The following is an 18,924-nucleotide window of genomic DNA, read 5'->3' as shown; positions in this document are numbered from 1 at the left end:
AAGGCTTGTTTTTTGCAAGCCTTTTCCTATGTGGAAGAAGTTGTGCTTGAGAATGTAATCGTTTATACTGATATAGATTGCTATAATTTTATCCATCTAAGGGATGTAGAGTCTTCAGATGGAAACCAAAACTCAAATAGTAGGAGGGACTTTGCATGACGAAAGTCTTATTGAATGACTTAACAGTCCGGGATGGAAATCAGAGCCTTCTGGCCACGAGAATGGCCAAAGAAGACATCATCGCTCTGGTGGAAGCCCTGGACAAAGTGGGATACAATGCCATGGAAGTGTGGGGTGGCGCCACCTTTGACGCATCTCTGCGCTTTCTTTCTGAAAACCCCTGGGAGATCCTAAGGGAAATCCGAAAGGCAGCCAAGAACACCAAGCTGTCCATGCTGCTGCGTGGTCAGAACCTCGTAGGCTACCGCCATTATGACAACGACACCCTGGAGCGGTTCATCCGCCTTGCCATCGAAAACGGCATCGACATCATCCGAGTTTTTGATGCCCTCAATGATCTTCGGAACATCGAATACTCCATGAAGTTCATCAAGAAGTACGGCGGTCACTGCCAGGCGGCCATCAGCTACACCGTGAGCCCGGTGCACACCGAGGCATACTTCGTGGACCTGGTGAAGAAGATGGCGGATCTTGGCGCAGACTCCATCTGCATCAAGGACATGGCCGGCATCCTCATGCCTGACGCCGCCTACAGCCTGGTGAAAGCACTGAAAGCTGTGACGGATCTTCCCATCAATGTCCACAGCCATACCACCGCAGGTCTCACCCATCTGGTGATGCTCCGGGCCATGGAGGCAGGAGCGGATATGGTGGATACCGTGATCTCTCCTTTCTCCGGAGGCACCAGCCACATTGCCGGGGAAACCATCATCGAAACGGCCAAGAACATGGGCATCGAGGTGGACTACAACGAAGAGGCTCTGGATGCCGCCTATGAGCTGGCGGACAAAATCGCTCAGAAATACATCGATAATGGTCTCTACAAGGCAAGAGCTCTCGTGGTGAATCCGAAGATTCTCCAGTACGAAGTGCCTGGCGGAATGCTCAGCAACCTCATGAGCCAGCTTCAGGACCAGAAGATGTTCCACAAGTTCACGGAAGTGCTGAAGGAGATCCCCAAGGTCCGTAAGGACATGGGATATCCGCCACTGGTGACCCCTCTGTCTCAGATGGTGGGCACCCAGGCGGTATTAAACGTCATCAGCGGGGAGCGCTATAAGATGATCCCCAATGAGATCAAGGTCTACTTAAGAGGCGGCTACGGAAAGTCTCCTGCACCGGTGGATGAGGACATCAGAAAGAAGATTCTGAAGGATGAAGTGGTGGAAGAAAGAGGCGAGATCTCTTCTATGCCTCCAGTCTATGAAGAGTCCAAAAAGGAAATGGAAGAGAAGCTCGGAAGAGAAGCTCTGGAAGAGGAAGTGCTCTCCTATATCATGAACCCCCAGCAGGCGGTTCTGAAGCCGAAAGAAGCAACAGAAGCAAAGAAGCCCGTCTCAGCAGCCACAGAAAAAACTGAAGTGGTGGAGTTTGAGATGATTATAGAAAGGTAGGATCAACCATGAACATAGAAAATTTCCAGTTCAGTGATGGCGTCACCATGTCCATCTTTGCCATGCTGGTGGTCTTTCTCATTCTCGTTCTTCTGCAGCTCATCATCTATTCCTTCAAGTTCCTGCCACAGGACCTGGGACAGAAGAAAAGCGCAGCACCTTCTGCAGCCCCCGCTGCAGTGGAAAATGACGAAGAAGAGAGAATGGTGGCTATGCTCACCGCAGCAGCTCTTGCCAAAGAAGAGTTCCAGGGCAATGTAAAAATCAAATCCATAAAAAGAATCGGATAAGAGGAGAGAATCGAACATGAAAACATATAAGATTACAGTCAACGGAAAAGTATATGAGGTCACAGTGGAAGAAGCTTCCGCCAACGAAACAGCCAGTGTGAAGGCTGCTCCTGCAGCGCCTGTTTCCTCCGGCAGCAGTGCCGATGAGAAGATCGAAGCCCCCATCCAGGGAACCATCCTGTCCATGAAGGTTCAGGCGGGCTCTGTGGTGAAGAAGGGTCAGATCCTGGCCATTCTGGAAGCCATGAAGCTGGAAAATGAGATCGTCTCCCCATTTGACGGAACCGTATCCTCTGTATCCGCAAAAGACGGACAGGTCGTGGATAGCGGTGCGCTGCTCCTCACCATTGCTGCAAAGTAGGTGACAAGATGTTAGAAATACTGAAAGAATTCTTTGCCGCCAGCGGGATCATGGCTTTGGACGGCAAAGCCCTCATTATGATCGGCCTGTCGCTGTTTTTCCTGTACCTGGCCATCTATAAGAAATATGAACCTTATCTCCTCATTCCCATTGCCTTTGGTATGCTTCTGGTGAACCTGCCAAAGAACGGTCTCATGGAGACCGGGGGCCTTCTGAAGCTCCTCTATATGGGCATTGAGTACGGCATTTATCCTTCCCTTATTTTCCTCGGTGTGGGTGCCTCCACAGACTTTGGTCCCCTCATCGCAAACCCCAAGAGCATGCTCCTGGGTGCCGCTGCCCAGCTGGGCATCTTCTTCGCCTTCCTGGGTGCCATCCTGCTTGGGTACACCGCTCTGGAAGCTGCTTCCATCGGGATCATCGGTGGTGCGGACGGTCCTACGGCCATCTATCTCACCAGTCAGCTGGCGGACCATATGCTGGGACCCATCGCTCTGGCTGCCTACTCCTACATGGCTCTGGTACCTGTGATTCAGCCGCCCATCATTAAACTTCTGACCACCAAGGAAGAGCGTCAGATCAAGATGAAGCAGCTGAGACCGGTATCCAGACTGGAGAAGATCCTCTTCCCCATCGTGGTCACTGTAGTGGTGATCCTTCTGGTGCCTAGCGCAGCGCCACTCATCGGTATGCTGATGTTCGGAAACCTCATCAAGGAAGTGGGCATTGTACCAAACTTGGTGGAAGTGGCAAAGAATGCCATCATGTACACTGTGACCATCCTCATCGGACTCACCGTAGGGGCAAAAGCCGATGCGGAGACCCTGCTCAATCCTAAGACCCTGGGCATCATCGCCTTAGGACTCATCGCCTTCTCCATCGGCACCGCCGGTGGCGTCCTCTTTGGAAAGCTCATGTGCAAGGTGACCAAGGGACAGATCAACCCCATGATCGGTGCTGCGGGTGTCTCTGCCGTACCTATGGCTGCGAGAGTGGTCCAGAAGGTAGGCCAGGAAGAGGATCCATCAAACTTCCTTCTCATGCATGCCATGGGTCCCAATGTGGCGGGTGTCATCGGCTCTGCCATTGCAGCCGGAGTGCTTCTCAATTTCTTTGGGTAGTGAAAAGAATCAAACATCCGGAGCGGTTTCTACTTTGGCTCCTACTGTTTGACTTTCATAAGAAAAAACCTCACTTTAAAATATGGAGTGAGGTTTTTCTATTGACAAAAGTTCATACTGGTATTACTGTATATATGTGTATATAGTGAAAGGGGGAGAAGCTTTGAGAATCATCATATCAAACCGGTCTACTGTACCGATCTATGAACAGATCAAACTGCAGATCATCGATGCCATTCTTTCCGATGAGCTGAGAGAAGACACACAGCTTCCGTCCATCCGGCAGCTGGCGAAGGAGCTGAAAGTCAGCGTCATTACCACCACCAGAGCTTATAAGGATCTGGAGGGAGAAGGATATGTGGTGAACGTTCAGGGAAAGGGCTGTTATGTGCTGCCCAAGAATCAGGAGCTGGTCCATGAAAAGCTCATGGGAAATATGGAGAACCTGATTTTTGAAGCTCTGGCACTCAAAGAGAAGATGAATCTGGATGATACGGAGTTTATGGAGATCATTCAAACGTTAATGGAGGCGGAAAAGAATGAGTAATGCGATAAAAGTAGAAAACCTTATAAAAACCTACCCTTCCTTTGCATTGAAAGGCGTTTCTTTTGAAGTGCCCAAGGGCTATATTACAGGATTTATCGGACCCAATGGAGCAGGAAAGACCACCACCATCAAATCCATCATATCTTTTTTGAAACCTGATGGAGGTACCATTGAGCTCTTGGGGGAAAAGGTGAAAGAAGGGGGAGCTGCCTTGGAAAAGGTAGGCGTTGTCATGGATACCCCGTATCTTGTGAAAGACTGGACCATTACGGATGTAGAGAAAGCAGTGATGCCGTTTTACAGTGCCTGGGATGGGGATAGATTCAAAAGCCTTCTGGACAGGTTTGGCATTGCCAAGTCTTTGAAAGTCCGGGAACTGTCCAGAGGTATGACGGTGAAGCTCTCGGTTGCCATTTCCTTATCCCATGGAGCAGAGCTACTCATTCTTGACGAGCCCACCAGTGGTCTGGACCCTGTGGCAAGAGAAGAAATCTGTGAACTTTTGCAGGAGTTTGTATCTGAGGAAAACCATAGTGTTCTGTTTTCTACTCATATTACAAAGGATTTGGAATCCATTGCAGATTATATCGTATTCATTCTTCATGGAGAAATTCTTTATGCGGGTCCTAAAGAAGACCTGATGGAAGCCTATGGGCTTCTGAAAGGAGGCCTTTCTGATCTTCCTCTTCTATCCCATGTCCATCTCATCGGACTGAAGAAAAACAGTGTGGGGTTTGAAGCACTTGTGAAGAAGGAAGAAGCTGTGGACCTTCCAAAAGGGATTCTGGTAGAACCTGTCTCATTGGATGAACTCATCATCTACTTTCATAGGGGAGGTAATAAGTCATGATTCTTAAAGTAGCAGTGCTGGACTATAAAACCATAAAACCTTATCTGACGATGAAAAATCTGCTCATTGTGCTAGGTGTCACTTTTTTTCTCGCCTTTGTCAACAAGAACACTCTGATTCCACTGTCCATTGTCAGCGTCTTTGTCACCATTTATCTGAGTTATCCTTTTGCGGTGGGGGAGCAGAACGGCATAGATCCTCTTTATCGGATTCTTGGACTTACCAGAAAGGAAGTGGTTCTAGGAAGATATCTGTGGGCTTTTTCCATGAATCTCATCGGTATCCTTTTTGGTCTGCTTTTGTCCTTCTTATTATCTCTTTTGCTGTCACTGCCTTTTGAGTTTAAAGAAGCAGTGGCGATGTTGCTGGGGCTGTTCCTGATCTTCAGTCTGATGCAGGCTTTTCAGTTTCCGCTTTTTTTCAAGCTGGGCTATATGAAAGCCAAGACGGTTTCGTACCTGCCTTTTATGCTCCTTGGCGGAGTCTTTGTGGTTTTGTCTGGTTTTCTCGATAAGGTGCCACATTCTTTTCTTCTGAATGCTGAGACTTTCTTCCGGGAGTCTTTTGGTCTTGTGCTTCTTTTTGCTTTTCTTGTATGGAGCATCGTACAGGGCGCTTCTGTCCTGTTCTCCTTAAAAGGCTATGAGAAGCGCTCCTTCTAGGAGTAAAAATAGTAAATCACAAAGGAAAAACCATAGTACTTCTTCTTCCCTGAAGAAGTACTATGGTTTTTATACGATGCAATTAATTTGATCTCATTTTCTTATGTAATCCTTCAAAGAGAAGATGTATCCAATCTTTGATCTCTTCTTCCTGATCTCTTGACAAGAGTTCTGAGTTCAGGGCTTCCAAAATACCAAGATAAATGAGATAAACACCTTTCACAATTTCATCTGGAGAAAGAGATGTGCTGAGGGTTCCATTTTCCTGCTCCTCTCTGATGAGGGCACATTTTTCTTCGTAGAAGAGAGTGTTCATCTTTTCGTAACGTACATTGATTTCATGAAGTTCTGGAATTTCTTTGATCCGGAAGAAAAAATTGTGCCCAAAGAGAGAGATGTGCTTGGAAAACTCAAAAATCAGACGCTCCATTTTGGTCTGGAAATCATCCTTCGTACTGAATATTTCCTTGTGGATTTTCATCAGCTCTTCTTCAAAATGATTGTAGGCTGAAGTATACAGTCCGAATTTATCCTGGAAATAGTAATAAATGGGGCCTCGGGATATGGAAAGGCTGTCTGCAATATCAGAGATTTTTGTAGCTGCATATCCTTTAGCCGCAAAGATTTCGATGGCTTTCTTCTTGATTTCATCCATGATTTCTTTATCGGTATTTGCGTAAATCATCGTTCGTTCCTCCCTAGATGTGTCATCTCGTACAGCATAAATCGCCTTGTGCTTAATATGAACTCTGCTGGTTGAGAGATCTTTATTTGTTTTTACCTGGTGCATCTTTGGCAGGTGGTTTACCGTTATTGTCAGATGGGGGTGTTCCAGGTTTTTCTGGTTTGTTGTCTACAGGAGGGTTTCCTTGACTCCCGGTGGAGTTAGGATTTTGCTCCGGTTTCTTTCCTGAGTTTGAGGGTGTTTCCGGATTCTCTTCTTTTCCTGGAGCTTCAGGTTTACCAGTGGAGTTTCCGCTGTTACCAGGTGTTTCTGGTTTTACCGGTACAGTACCATTATTGCCAGGTTTCTCTGTAGTAGGTTCAGTGTTCTCCGGATCTTCTTCAGGGGTTTCGGAGTTTTCTTCTGGTAGTTTCGCCTGTTCCAGCTGATCTTTCAGCGCTTCCATTTGTGCTTTCTTTTCTTCTGCCGCCTTCAATGCGGTAAGCGCATCCTCTATGGCTTTTTCATCGCCAGACTTTCTGGCTTCCTGGTAGGCTTTTCTAGCTGCTTTCACTTCATCGATGGATGTTTTGAAGAGGGCAAGCTGTTCTTTGAAGGCCTCTTCAATCTCTTCCGGAAGGTCCTCTATAAGAGTCTCATCCTCTTCTAAAGAATCGCGCTTTAGAAGTCTTTTCTGTTCTTTATAAGCTTCCCGTCTTACCGGGTCTTTAAAGAAATCTCCGAGTTTTTCATCGGGTCCAAGGTTGAATTCTTCTCTCAGTCTCATGAGACCAAGGGCTTTTCCTTCATTTTGCATCTCTTTCAGAAGGTCTTCAGAGGCTGTGGTGAACACAACGCTGGTTTCAGAAAGCAGTTCACCAAGAAGGGCTCTCTCTTCCAGCTGGGCGTATATTTCCTCCGAGATCCGTTCCTCTGAGGAGAGTATTTCTGTGAGAATCACAAAGTCTTCTTCCTCATCATTCAGATTGAGAAGTCCTTCATTCACAGCATCCTGAAGGATTTCTTCGATGGCTTCTTCTACGGGAAGGTCTTTGTAACGGTCAAGAGGAAGCAAGGAAGCATCCTCATTATAAGGAAGGGCTTCTTCTACGAGACCATCCTGGGACAGTTCAAGAAGAATACTGGGGTTGACTTCCACAAGAAGTTTTGCCGCATATGCACTCTTTTTCTCAAAAAGTGGAGAAGAAAGAAGCAGGACAGCCAGAGCCGCTGCAGCACCATAGCGCAGAAGGTAAGAAGCGGGCTTCTTTTTAGCGGCAGTTGTATGAATAATGTCTTCATTTGTAAAGTATATTTTTTGTCCTGGTTCCATGAAATTTTTCGTATAGATTCTCAGGTATTCAGATTTGGTTTTGACGATAGAGTATTCACTGGTTACTTTTAGAACAATTCCTTCCAACATAAAATAATCACTCCTCTGTTATATAAATACAAAGGAGTGATTATTTTTAGGGTACAACTTAGACCCATTTATGAAGAAGTGTCAGATTATTTTTCAGAACCACCAGAATACTCAGGATATATTCCCGGCTACCATAAAGGATTTTACGTGAAATCTGATACTTCAACGAGATCCTGGTCATGGGCAGTGTATATTTCTTAAAGATGATATTCATGAGATCCTCATCTTCTGACAGGGAAAAAGCTAACGTTTTTGCTTTTTCTTTGGTGTCCTGATGCTTTGGTACAAGATCCACCAGATCTTCCAGCTGGATACCGAACCGGTTTAGATTCTCTACAAATATGGCTATTTCTTCTTTCAACAGAAGATGATCAAGAAGCTCTTCCTGAGGCTCTGCGAAAGGAATCTCTTCCACTGAAGGTTCCAAGGGCTTTTCTTTTTTCAGATGGTTTAAAAGATCTCTTTCTATGAGAAGCTTTGCGAACGGAAGAAAGTGTCCTTTCTCCTCCTGAAAGCTCAGAATGGCTTTATAGAAACTCTGAAGGGCCACTGAATAAACTTCGTCATTCTCCACCTCAACATATCTGCCGATTCTTTGGGAGGCTGTGGAGAGTATGAAAGGAGTGAATTCCTTTATGAAGTCTTCCTTCTCTAGGGAAGAGCTTTTTTGAAGAGTTATGACCCGCTGATCCAGTTCCATCATCGTCGATATCCAAGGTTAAAATTGAGCATTTACTATAAACAGTAGTGAAATAGAGACTCAAAATAAAGACCTTGGGCTCCTTTCCATGTGATCGCCATATTTTTTCTGGAAAAGTGAGTGTGTAAGGGATTTCTCGAAAAAACATGGAGCTTACCTTAAGTATACAAAGAAAATAGTATATTATCTATGGGAAGGCTGAACTTCCTCAAGATTTATTCCCCCTTGACATCACTTTCCCTTGGGACACCGCAAAAAAAAGAAGCTGTGAAGTACACAGCTTCCGGAGAAAGGGATCAGGGCTGAAACTCCAGAGCCTCAATATGGCTGAGAAGTTCTATGTTTTCAATGGGGTTTCCGTTTAGCCTTAGAGATTCGAAGGAAGTGAAGTCCTTTAGGGGGGAGACGTCTTTGATGTTGTTGGAAATCATTTCCAGCTCTTTCAGGTTCGTGAGAGCGGTAAGAGGCTCCAGATTCTCCACTTCATTGTCATAGAGAGACAGGGTTTCCAGACTTGTGAGTCCTGACAAAGGAGACAGATCTTTGATTTTATTCCCGTAAGCACTGAATTCAATGAGTCCGGTGAGGCCTGTGAGAGGAGTTAGATCTTCCACGGCATTCCAGTCTATAATGAGTCTTTTCAGGTTTTTCAGGTCTTTCACCGGGGTAAGATCCGTCACATTGTTGGTGTTGACTCTTAGTACTCCGAGGTTTTCTGCCTTCGTGAGGAAGGACATATCAGTCACTTTACTTTGATAAATCCACAGGGTGGTGAGGTTTTTCAGGACCTCTTCGGGTAGAGTCGCATAATCAATATCCGGCTGAAGGGTAATGGCCAGGGTTTTCAGGTTATTAAAGTGCTTCAGATCTTCCAGGGAGGTCAATGTGCCATAGCCTTTGTAGCGGACATCTTCATATTCGAATTCATCCTCATTGAAGTGGATGATGCTCTTTTGGGGGCGTCCTTCTCCCCAAAGGAAAATAAACTCGTCCGCAGATACTGCGAAACCATTGATGGTGTCCAGATCGCTCTGAAGAATGGTGTCTTTACCCAGTTCCTCTTTGATCTTCTCTTCGAAAAAAGGATTGGAGAACACCACAGGGGTGTCTTCAGAGGGAGCCGGGCTCTCCTCGTTTTCTCCTTCTCCCTCCGGAGTGGAGGGGGACTCTTCATTAGGCGCTGTGCCGGGAGTGCCAGGGTTCTCTGTCTTCTCACAGGCGCATCCGGTGATCAGTAAGGTCAGTATCAGCAGGAAAGGCAGCATCCATTTCTTTTCTTTTGTTGTCATATGATTCACTCCTCGGTTCAGGATATACACGGTATCATCCATGGACTCCAAATTTTCTTAGATTTAGTGTACTATTTTGATAATGAAAATACAATTAGAATATACTCTGATAAAAATCCGTCAGAATGCATCTGTTATGATGGAGAAAGATCTTCTGGATACAAGCGTATAGGGTCGGATATGGACTCTACAAAAGGAGCGAGAGAAAATGGACTGAGGATTCAAGTGTCCCATATAAATGGAATTTTGGATAAAAAGTCCCGAAATCTTGAGAAAAATGGGGTGTAAAGATATTTTGACACAGGTTTTTCCAAGGTTTTCAAAGGATTTTGACAGCAAAAATAGTACAATAGAAGTATCCTGAAAACAGAGTTCAACGAGAAGGGAGAATGAACATGAACATCAGTGAACAGATACGGATGAACCGGAAAAAAATCAGATCTTCCCAGGAAGATCTTGCAGAGAGAGTGTATGTGTCCAGGCAGACCATCTCCAGCTGGGAAAATGGGAAGAGCTATCCGGATCTTCAGAGTCTATTGCTTTTGTCTGAGATTTTTTCCATCTCTTTGGATGAACTGATTAAAGGAGATGTGGAAGAAATGAAAGAAAAAGTGGTCAGTGAAAAAATGAAATGGGGCAGCTATGCCATGATACTGTTTTTTGTGCTTATGGTATCTATGATGCCTTTTGTGAAACGGGTGAGTGCTTATTTTATGGTTCCTCTGGTGATCTTTGCCCTGCTGATGATTGCGTCGTCGCTTCTGGTGGAGAGAGAAAAGAAGATGCATCAGGTGCAGACCTATGAAGAGATCTTGGAGTTCATGGAAGGAAGAAAAATGGACCCCATGGATCCGGTGGAGCGAAAGAAAAGACTCAGAAGAGAAACCGTGTATAAGGTTCTTGGAGGCCTTCTTGTGGGTGGAGGCTCTGCAGCGCTGATCCTATGGATTTTTTAGTCCATGGAGAAAGAACCCTCCTCATTTCTATGAGGGGTAGTTCAAGGGGGAGACCCCTTCTTTTTTTGGTTTCTTTTTACTTTTTTTAAAAAATGGTCTTTACAAAGGATACCCCCCTATGGTATTATTCAATATGCCGGGAGGGGGTATCCTTTTGGCGTGAAACTGTAGAATTTAAAAGATATAGATAAAGGGGAATGAAGAATGTTTTTTACAAAAATCAAATCTGTCACCACCGATGAGCTTCAAAGTGTATTGAAAGAGAAACCGGTGATCCTTGATGTAAGAGAGCCTTATGAGTTCAAAAACGGCCATATTCCTGGAGCAAAAAATGTGCCCCTTGGAACCATTGACAGCTATTCAGGAAAAGGTCCGGTATATGTGATCTGCGCATCAGGCGCAAGAAGCACCCAGGCAACGAAAAAGCTCACCAAGATGGGCGTAGATGCCACCAATGTTAAGGGTGGTATGATGATGTGGAAAGGAGCTAGGAAGTAAACATGAGAATTGTAATTGTAGGTGGCGTAGCAGGTGGAATGTCAGCGGCAACAAGGCTGAGAAGACTGCAGGAAGATGCGGAGATCATCATACTGGAAAAGGGACCCTATGTTTCCTTTGCCAACTGTGGACTGCCCTATTTTGTATCCGGTGAGATCGTGAAAAGAGAGAACCTTCTGGTGCAGACCCCAGACAGACTGAAAGCCAGATTCAATCTGGATGTTCGGGTAAACTCCGAGGCTGTAGCCATTGATGGTGATCAGAAAGAGATCCATGTACGAGGTGAGGAAGGGGAGTATGCTCTCACATATGACAAGCTGATTCTTTCTCCCGGAGCAAGACCTTTTGTTCCCAATACACCGGGTCTTCAGGAAGCGAAGAATGTGTTCACCATGAGAAATGTACCCGATGTGGATGCTGTGACAAAGTACATTGAAGAGAAGAATCCAAAGAATGCAGTGGTCATCGGTGCAGGGTTCATTGGTTTAGAAATGGCAGAAGCACTGAAGCATAAGGGACTGCATGTCTCTGTAGTAGAAATGGCACCCCATGTGCTGCCACCCTTTGATGAAGAGATGGCCATGTTCATTCAGAAAGAACTGAAGAAAAATGGCATTGATGTGTATACTGGAGTTGCTGCCAGCGGCTTCCTCAATGAAGGAAACGTTGTGGAGCTCCAGAATGGCGTGAAGCTTGAGAGTGATCTCACCATCATGTCTGTGGGAGTTCTTCCAGAAAACACTTTAGCCCAGACGGCAGGCATTGCCCTTGGTATGCGTGGTGGAATCCTTGTGGATGAGTCCTATGAGACCAGCGTGAAGGATGTCTATGCGGTGGGGGATGCCATCATCGTCAAGAACCAGATTCTTTCAGAAGACACCATGATACCGCTGGCAAACCCAGCCAACCGTCAGGGACGCCAAGTGGCTGATGTCATCAGTGGATATAGAAGGAAGAACCGCGGTTCCATCGGAACAGCCATTGTGAGAGTCTTCAATCTATCTGGGGCATCTGTTGGCCTAAATGAAAGACAGCTGAAGATGGCAGGAAAGACCTATAAGGCAGTCCATGTCACAGCCAATGACCATGCTGGATATTTCCCAGGGGCAACCAGTATTTATCTGAAGCTTCTTTTTAACCCCGAAGACGGCACCATTTATGGAGCACAGGGGGTAGGTGAAAAGGGTGTGGACAAGAGAATCGACATCATTGCCACCGCCATCAAGGGGCACCTCATGGTGGAGGATCTTATGGAGCTCGAATTCACCTATGCACCACCTTTTGGTTCTGCAAAGGACCCAGTGAACATGCTGGGCTATGCGGCCACCAACATTGTGGAAGGTTTCTCCGACAGTATCCAGTGGCATGAGCTGGAGAAGAAGAGAGAAGAAGGGGCATTTCTTCTGGATGTCCGTGACGAGAGCGAAGTGAGAAGAGCCGGAGCCATCAGAGGCTTTGTGAATATTCCGCTGAACAGCTTAAGAGAAAGGCTTTCAGAGATTCCAAAGGATCAGGAAGTTGTGGTCAGCTGTGCCAGTGCACAGAGAAGCTATATGGCAGAAAGACTGCTGAAACAAAAAGGATACAAGGCCATGAATCTGTCTGGCGCATTCAATATTTATAGTATGGTAAAGAGTGAGGAGATTATATAAGTATGTTTAATTCAGTAATGATGATGGAGTTTGAACAGCTGTTAAGAAAAGGAAACTTGAACATTCTTGATGTGCGGGAGGACGATGAGTTTGAGTCTGGCCACATCGAAGGTGCACAGCACCTTCCTCTGGGAGAAATCCCAACAAGTCTAGGAAAGCTCGACAAGAGCAAAGAATACCATGTGGTCTGCTTCTCCGGATCAAGATCCGCCATGGCATCGAAATACCTGGCTCAGAACGGGTTCAAGGTAGTCAATGTGATGGGAGGCATGTCCGCGTACAGGGGTGATGTGATCTTTGGAAGATAAGAAAAGCTATATCAACAGGCTCTCCAGACTGGAAGGTCAGATTCGGGGCATTTCCAAAATGCTGGAAGAAGACCGAAGCTGTCAGGATGTGGTGACTCAGCTTTCCGCAGTGAAGGCGGGTATTGATAAGGTCATTGCACTGATGGTCACTGAAAATCTGATGACCTGCGTGGCAGAAGAAAACACCGAGGACCAGCGGGACAAAGTAGAGCAGGCGCTGAAGCTGATTTTCAAAAGCAGATGAGAAAATGCACCGAAGGGGAATATACCCCTCAGGTGCATTTTTTGTCCATTTCTCCGCTGGATTTGATATAATGGGAAGAGAATAATAAACACAAAGGAGATATATTTTGGTGGATCGTAAAAAACTAATCAACCGGGTCAACCGTGCAGAAGGACAGCTTCGGGGCATCGTTAAAATGATGGAAGAGGAGCGGGAATGCAGAGACGTGGTCATACAGCTGGCAGCGGTAAAAGCCAGCGTTGAAAAAATCATCCACATCATTGTCACGGAGAACCTGATGGAGTGCATGATCAAAGACGGTGAAGAAGTTGGTAAAGAACAGCTGGAAGATGCCTTGGACCTGATTCTGAAAATCAAGTAACAGAGGCGAAGAAGGTGGCATATGAACAAAATCTGGTCCCTGGAAGATGTGAAAAAACTCCTGACTGAAACAGGGAAGAAAGAGGGGTTCCCCTGTGAGGAGGTGCCCGTAGTCATCAGCACAAAGATGGAGAAAACCATGGGATCCTTCTATTTCAGAATGCGTGGCGGAAAGATGGAGCCCCATTCCTTCCGGTTCTCAGCAAAGCTTCTGGATGGAACCTACAGCGGGGAGATTGTGGAGCAGGTGATTCTTCATGAATTTGTCCATTTTTATGTCAACATGAGAGATCAGGTGAATCATCATCATGATGCGGTGTTCAAGGAAGCCTGTCGGTCTCTTGGCATCAGTGACCACACGTACTTCAAGGAGTTTGTGGCGCTTTCCCCCAAGAAAGGATATCTTCTTCTTTGCGCAAGCTGCGGAAAAACCATTGGCAGAAGAAGGCGTGCAGATGCGGTGAAAAGCATTGTGAGAACAAAAGTATCCTCCTGCTGTCACGGGAAGATTAAAATAAAGGAAGCTGTATTCTAGAAACCTTCAAAAAATGCTATAATTCCCTATGGTATACTATTAAAAGAGATGATTTAAAACCAAAGAAATGAAAGGTTGGTGCAAACCCTATGTTAAAAGTAGATTTGAAGAAACTGGACGGATTTATGAGAAGCCACGAGATTGAGTATCTGGATCCTCTGGTGAAGGCTGCCCACACACTTTTGAGAGAAAAAAATGGTCCTGGAAATGATTTTCTGGGCTGGGTGGATCTTCCCCTGAACTATGACAAGGAGGAGTTTGACCGTGTAAAAAAAGCTGCGGAGAAAATCAGAAAGGATTCTGATGTGCTTGTGGTCATTGGTATTGGAGGATCTTATCTGGGTGCAAAAGCAGCCATAGAGATGATGAGCCATCATTTCTACAATGCACTGCCCAAAGCAAAAAGAAAGGGTCCTGAAATCTATTTCCTAGGTCAGAACATCTCCGGAGATTATCTCAATGATCTTCTGGAAATGCTGGAAGGAAAAGAGGTATCTGTCAATGTCATCAGTAAATCCGGAACGACCACAGAACCTGCAGTGGCTTTCCGTGTGATGAAAGACTATATGGAAAAGAAGTATGGAAAAGAAGAGGCGGCCAAGAGAATTTTTGCCACCACCGATAAAGCAAGAGGAGCCCTCAAGAGTCTTTCTAATGAAGAAGGATACGAGACCTTTATTGTACCGGATGATGTGGGAGGAAGATTTACGGTGCTGACTCCAGTGGGACTTCTGCCCATTGCAGCAGCCGGCATTGATATTGATGAAATGATGGAAGGCGCAAAGCTTGCTCACGGAGACTATCAGAAGGATTCTGTGAAAGAGAATGAATGCTACGCGTATGCGGCAGCAAGAACAGCGCTGTATAACCGAGGAAAAGACATTGAAATCCTCGTGAACTACGAACCACAGCTCACCTATTTCTCTGAATGGTGGAAGCAGCTCTTCGGCGAGAGCCACGGTAAAGACGGAAAAGGGATTTTCCCAGCTTCTGTGAACTTCTCCACGGACCTTCATTCCATGGGACAGTTCATTCAGGATGGAAAAAGAAACATCTTCGAGACTGTGATCAACGTGGAGGAAATGAACTCCAGCTTCACCATAGAGAAGAACGAGGACAATCTGGACGGACTGAACTTCCTGGCAGGAAAAACCATGGATGAAGTCAACAAGAATGCGTTCAAGGGAACTTTACTGGCCCATATCGACGGCGGTGTGCCCAATATCGTTCTCACGCTGAAGGATAAGAAAGAAAAGAGCTTTGGATATATGGTCTACTTCTTTGAACTGGCCAATGCCGTGTCCGGATACATGCTGGGCATCAATCCATTTGATCAGCCTGGCGTGGAAGACTACAAGAAAAACATGTTCGCACTTCTTGGAAAGCCTGGATATGAGAAGCTGAAGAAAGAACTGGAAGAAAGACTGTAAGAGACGAAAGACCTGGAAGAAAGGCCCGGAAGAATATTTCCGGGCCTTTCTCAAATCACAGGTAGGGATTTCTCAGATGCGATGCAGGAGGAAACGTTATGCCAAAAGAAAGAATTGATAAGGTGCTGTCCAATATGGGCTATGGCAGCCGGAAAGAAATCAAAGAAAAAATCAAGAAGAACCTGGTGACCGTAGAAGGAGAACTGGTGAAGGACCCGGGGCTCAAGGTGGATCCGGAGGAAGACAAGATCATCATTGAAGGAGAAGAAGTTTTTTACCGCAAATACATCTACCTTCTTATGAACAAACCTCAAGGGGTGGTTTCGGCCACCTTTGACAATCATGACCAGACGGTGGTGGATCTTCTGCCCTTTGATTACAAATCCTTTGACCCTGCCCCGGTTGGAAGACTGGACAAAGATACCGTGGGGCTTCTTCTTCTCACCAATGATGGAGAGCTGAACCATAAGCTTCTGTCTCCCAAAAACCATGTGGATAAGGTGTATTATGCCTATCTGAAAGAAGAGGCAAAGGAAGAGGACATCAGAGCCTTCGAAAAAGGCATTGTGCTGGGAGACGGCTACAAATGCATGCCGGCAGGTCTTTCCATAGGAGAAGAGGACAAGCGTGAGGTGTATGTGACCCTTCGGGAAGGGAAATTCCATCAGGTGAAGAGAATGTGGCATGCCCGGGGAAATGAAGTGGAGTATCTTCAGAGAATCTCCTTCGGTTCCTTGACCCTTCCAGAGGATCTGGAGGAAGGAGAGTTCCGTGAACTCACCGAAGAAGAGTTGAGACTTCTCAGAAATGAAAATAGTTAATGGTTTACAGATTGCGTTTCATAAAATGTAAAGGTTTCAAAATACCATCCTCTGAAACTTACGGAAAACCGTTGAAAATGAACAGCTTAAAGCATTATAATCATATCTGTAAGGACAAATAAAAAGATGAATAGCCCCTTTTTATTGACATAAGACCACCCCCCAATCGGTCTTGTGAAAGCCTTTTACTCCCTCTGGTTCCCCCCAATTATCAGAGGGCAGCGATTTTGAGAGCCTAAACGCCTGTCGTTTAGGTTTTTTTGTATTTAAAAATAGAACGTAAGTTCAAATTATAACTTCATAAGGCAGCAGGTTCTGTGATATAATTATGAGTGATAGAAAAGGAGGGATTCCCCTTGGACTTAAAGAAACTTTTGAACGAAGAGCAATATGAGGCCACCACCACCGTAGAAGGACCACTTCTCATTCTTGCTGGAGCAGGCTCCGGTAAGACCCGAGTGCTGACCCACCGTATTGCCTATATGATGAAAGAGATGAACATCAGGCCCTATGAGATTCTGGCCATCACCTTCACCAATAAAGCTGCAGGTGAGATGAAAGAGAGAGTGCGCTCTCTGGTGGGAGAAACTGCGGACAATATGTGGATCTCCACTTTCCACTCCAGCTGCGCTAAAATTCTCAGAAGAGAAATTGAAGCCTTAGGCTACAAGAAGGACTTCACCATCTATGACAGCTATGACCAGAAGTCTCTGATGAAGCAGGTGCTGAAGGAGCTTTCTGTGGATGAGAAGGACCTCACCGAGAAAGAAGCCATTTCTCATGTGTCCACGGCAAAGAATACCCTGCTCAATCCGGTGGATTTCAAAAAGAAATATGAGTACCATTTCCGCATGAATAAAGTAGCAGATGCCTATATTCTGTATCAGAAAAAGCTCAAACAGAACAATGCTTTGGACTTTGACGACATCATCATGAAAACCGTGGAGATCTTCGAGAAGTTCCCGGAGATCCTTGAAAAGTACCAGAGAAAGTTCCGTTATGTGCTGGTAGATGAGTACCAGGATACAAACCATGCCCAGTACAGGCTCATCAATCTTCTCACCAAAGACCACCAGAACATCTGCGTGGTGGGGGATGATGACCAGAGTATTTATCAGTTCAGAGGCGCGGATATCCGAAACATTCTGGATTTCGAGATGGATTTTCCCGATGCCAAAGTGGTGAAGCTGGAAAAGAACTACCGCAGTATGGGAAATATTCTGGCAGCGGCGAACTCTGTCATCAAAAACAACCGGGACAGAAAAGAGAAAACGCTGAAAAAAACCAAGGATGAGGGCGGAAAAATCAAAATTTACAGGGCTTATGACGATTTTGAGGAAGCGCGTTTTGTGGTCCGGGAGATGCAGAGGCTCTATCGGGAAGGAAGAAACTACAAGGAGATGGCGGTGCTCTACAGGACCAATGCCCAATCGAGAAAGTTTGAAGATATCCTGATGCAGGAAGCGGTGCCCTATAAACTCATCGGCGGGCTGAAGTTCTATGACAGAAAGGAAATCAAAGACCTTCTGGCGTATCTGCGCCTGGTGAACAATCCCTTTGATGAAGTGTCTTTACGAAGAATCATCAATGTGCCAAAAAGAAAAATTGGAAACACCACCGTGGAGAAGCTCCAGGAGAATGCGAACCATCAGGGAGAGAGTCTATTTGACACCATCATGAATCTGGAGGAGTATAGTCTGCTTGCCGCTGGAACCCAGGCTTCCGTTGTGAAGTTCAGAGAGATGATCCTGGATTTTAACGAGAAACAGCTGGAGATGAAGGTTTCAGAGCTGGTGGAATATATCCTGAAAACCTCTGGATATATGAAGGAGCTGGAAACCTCCAAAAATCCAGAAGATGAATCCAGAGTGGAGAATCTGGAAGAATTCCTCAATGTGGTGCTGGAGTATGAAATGAAGGCTGAGGAGCCATCTCTCCAGGAGTTTTTGGAGTCTGTGATGCTGGTGTCCGATGTGGACCAGTATAATGAAGCCGATGACAGTGTGACGCTTATGACCCTTCACAGCGCCAAAGGTCTTGAGTTTCCGGTGGTCTTCATGGTAGGGCTTGAGAACGGGCTCTTCCCAAGTGCCAGCTGTCTCACGGACCCTAATGAGATGGAAGAAGCCAGAAGACTTGCCTATGTGGGGATCACGCGAGCCATGGAAGAGCTCTATATGACCTATGCGGAGAACCGTATGGTCTTTGGCCGTATGGTGTCCTACCCAGTGTCTGATTTTATTCTGGATATCCCATCGAACATCAAGGAACATCTCAACGAAGAGAAGAAAGTGCATCACCGGGATGTGAATCCCCATACCATCAAATATAAAGATAAGAATATGAAGTATGTGGACTATAATGTGGAAAAAGCCCTGGAGGATGCGAAGAAGATTCTGGATTTTCCAGATAAGAAAGTTCTCGGTCAGGAGGATGTGGTACCCGGTGCCAAGGTAAAACATCCGAAGTTTGGTGTGGGCACCGTAGTGGCCACAGCAGACGCCAAGGGAGATCTGAAAGTGACCATCGCTTTTGACAACCAAGGCATCAAGAATCTGATGCTGTCCATTGCTCCCCTGGAGCTTGCATAAAGAAATAGGAAGAAAAGGAGTAAAGGGAAGAGGACCTGCGGTCTTTCT

At 45.8% G+C, this 18,924-nt stretch carries 21 protein-coding genes; 17 read left to right on the top strand and 4 right to left on the bottom strand.

The window, feature by feature from the left end; translation table 11 throughout:
- Nucleotides 1-155: 155 nt before the first annotated feature.
- From BM243_RS07770 to BM243_RS07740, 7 genes are all read left to right on the top strand, one after another.
- A complete protein-coding gene (locus tag BM243_RS07770; RefSeq protein ID WP_074911811.1) occupies nucleotides 156-1,574 on the top strand; it encodes a pyruvate carboxylase subunit B in 1,419 nt (472 codons plus the stop codon).
- 8 nt (nucleotides 1,575-1,582) lie between these two features.
- Nucleotides 1,583-1,864 (top strand): OadG family transporter subunit, encoded by a 282-nt coding sequence (locus BM243_RS07765; RefSeq protein ID WP_074911810.1) that lies wholly within the window; start codon nucleotides 1,583-1,585, stop codon nucleotides 1,862-1,864.
- Nucleotides 1,865-1,880: 16 nt separating this feature from the next.
- Nucleotides 1,881-2,225, top strand: a complete 345-nt coding sequence (locus tag BM243_RS07760; RefSeq protein ID WP_074911809.1) for a biotin/lipoyl-containing protein — start codon at nucleotides 1,881-1,883, stop codon at nucleotides 2,223-2,225.
- Nucleotides 2,226-2,233: 8 nt separating this feature from the next.
- Nucleotides 2,234-3,346: a sodium ion-translocating decarboxylase subunit beta gene (locus tag BM243_RS07755; protein ID WP_074911808.1), complete on the top strand. Its 1,113-nt coding sequence runs from the start codon at nucleotides 2,234-2,236 to the stop codon at nucleotides 3,344-3,346.
- A 163-nt stretch (nucleotides 3,347-3,509) separates the two neighbouring features.
- Nucleotides 3,510-3,893, top strand: a complete 384-nt coding sequence (locus tag BM243_RS07750) for a GntR family transcriptional regulator (protein ID WP_074911807.1) — start codon at nucleotides 3,510-3,512, stop codon at nucleotides 3,891-3,893.
- Nucleotides 3,886-4,743, top strand: a complete 858-nt coding sequence (locus BM243_RS07745; RefSeq protein WP_074911806.1) for an ABC transporter ATP-binding protein — start codon at nucleotides 3,886-3,888, stop codon at nucleotides 4,741-4,743. Before BM243_RS07750 ends, BM243_RS07745 begins: the two co-directional genes overlap by 8 nt.
- Complete coding sequence (locus tag BM243_RS07740) at nucleotides 4,740-5,405, top strand: ABC-2 transporter permease (protein WP_074911805.1); 666 nt, start codon at nucleotides 4,740-4,742, stop codon at nucleotides 5,403-5,405. The genes BM243_RS07745 and BM243_RS07740 overlap by 4 nt, the downstream gene beginning before the upstream one ends.
- Nucleotides 5,406-5,487: 82 nt before the next feature.
- On the opposite strand, the gene BM243_RS07735 is transcribed toward BM243_RS07740, so the two are convergent.
- The 4 genes from BM243_RS07735 to BM243_RS07720 all read right to left on the bottom strand — a co-directional run bounded on the left by BM243_RS07735 (nucleotide 5,488) and on the right by BM243_RS07720 (nucleotide 9,481).
- Entirely contained in the window at nucleotides 5,488-6,090 is a 603-nt protein-coding gene (locus BM243_RS07735; protein WP_074911804.1) for a TetR/AcrR family transcriptional regulator, read from the bottom strand.
- A gap of 82 nt (nucleotides 6,091-6,172) precedes the next feature.
- Nucleotides 6,173-7,492, bottom strand: coding sequence for an anti-sigma factor domain-containing protein (locus tag BM243_RS07730; RefSeq protein WP_074911803.1), 1,320 nt, complete (start codon nucleotides 7,490-7,492; stop codon nucleotides 6,173-6,175).
- A 58-nt stretch (nucleotides 7,493-7,550) separates the two neighbouring features.
- Nucleotides 7,551-8,195: a sigma factor gene (locus tag BM243_RS07725; RefSeq protein WP_074911802.1), complete on the bottom strand. Its 645-nt coding sequence runs from the start codon at nucleotides 8,193-8,195 to the stop codon at nucleotides 7,551-7,553.
- Nucleotides 8,196-8,488: 293 nt separating this feature from the next.
- Complete coding sequence (locus BM243_RS07720) at nucleotides 8,489-9,481, bottom strand: leucine-rich repeat domain-containing protein (RefSeq protein ID WP_074911801.1); 993 nt, start codon at nucleotides 9,479-9,481, stop codon at nucleotides 8,489-8,491.
- Nucleotides 9,482-9,876: 395 nt separating this feature from the next.
- Between BM243_RS07720 and BM243_RS07710 the strand changes: the two genes are divergently transcribed.
- From BM243_RS07710 to pcrA, 10 genes are all read left to right on the top strand, one after another.
- Nucleotides 9,877-10,437, top strand: a complete 561-nt coding sequence (locus BM243_RS07710) for a helix-turn-helix domain-containing protein (RefSeq protein WP_074911799.1) — start codon at nucleotides 9,877-9,879, stop codon at nucleotides 10,435-10,437.
- Between the two features lie 204 nt (nucleotides 10,438-10,641).
- On the top strand, nucleotides 10,642-10,935 hold the full coding sequence (locus tag BM243_RS07705) for a rhodanese-like domain-containing protein (protein WP_074911798.1): 294 nt from the start codon (nucleotides 10,642-10,644) through the stop codon (nucleotides 10,933-10,935).
- Nucleotides 10,936-10,937: 2 nt separating this feature from the next.
- The gene (locus tag BM243_RS07700) at nucleotides 10,938-12,587 is read left to right on the top strand and encodes an FAD-dependent oxidoreductase (protein ID WP_074911797.1); all 1,650 of its coding nucleotides are present in this window, start codon (nucleotides 10,938-10,940) and stop codon (nucleotides 12,585-12,587) included.
- 2 nt (nucleotides 12,588-12,589) lie between these two features.
- On the top strand, nucleotides 12,590-12,895 hold the full coding sequence (locus BM243_RS07695; protein ID WP_074911796.1) for a rhodanese-like domain-containing protein: 306 nt from the start codon (nucleotides 12,590-12,592) through the stop codon (nucleotides 12,893-12,895).
- Nucleotides 12,885-13,139: a metal-sensitive transcriptional regulator gene (locus BM243_RS07690; protein WP_074911795.1), complete on the top strand. Its 255-nt coding sequence runs from the start codon at nucleotides 12,885-12,887 to the stop codon at nucleotides 13,137-13,139. Before BM243_RS07695 ends, BM243_RS07690 begins: the two co-directional genes overlap by 11 nt.
- A gap of 109 nt (nucleotides 13,140-13,248) precedes the next feature.
- Nucleotides 13,249-13,500 (top strand): metal-sensing transcriptional repressor, encoded by a 252-nt coding sequence (locus tag BM243_RS07685; protein ID WP_083422708.1) that lies wholly within the window; start codon nucleotides 13,249-13,251, stop codon nucleotides 13,498-13,500.
- Nucleotides 13,501-13,521: 21 nt separating this feature from the next.
- Complete coding sequence (locus BM243_RS07680) at nucleotides 13,522-14,034, top strand: SprT-like domain-containing protein (protein WP_074911793.1); 513 nt, start codon at nucleotides 13,522-13,524, stop codon at nucleotides 14,032-14,034.
- Between the two features lie 89 nt (nucleotides 14,035-14,123).
- Nucleotides 14,124-15,464 (top strand): glucose-6-phosphate isomerase, encoded by a 1,341-nt coding sequence (locus BM243_RS07675; protein WP_074911792.1) that lies wholly within the window; start codon nucleotides 14,124-14,126, stop codon nucleotides 15,462-15,464.
- A gap of 98 nt (nucleotides 15,465-15,562) precedes the next feature.
- The gene (locus BM243_RS07670; RefSeq protein WP_074911791.1) at nucleotides 15,563-16,285 is read left to right on the top strand and encodes a pseudouridine synthase; all 723 of its coding nucleotides are present in this window, start codon (nucleotides 15,563-15,565) and stop codon (nucleotides 16,283-16,285) included.
- 356 nt (nucleotides 16,286-16,641) lie between these two features.
- Nucleotides 16,642-18,876 (top strand): DNA helicase PcrA, encoded by a 2,235-nt coding sequence (gene pcrA, locus BM243_RS07665; protein WP_074911790.1) that lies wholly within the window; start codon nucleotides 16,642-16,644, stop codon nucleotides 18,874-18,876.
- Nucleotides 18,877-18,924: the final 48 nt, after the last annotated feature.

Origin of the sequence: Proteiniclasticum ruminis (genome assembly GCF_900115135.1) — a bacterium.
GTDB lineage: Bacteria > Bacillota > Clostridia > Clostridiales > Clostridiaceae > Proteiniclasticum > Proteiniclasticum ruminis_A.
Note: the sequence above shows the minus strand (reverse complement) of the source record. Positions and strands in the feature narration are given on the sequence as shown.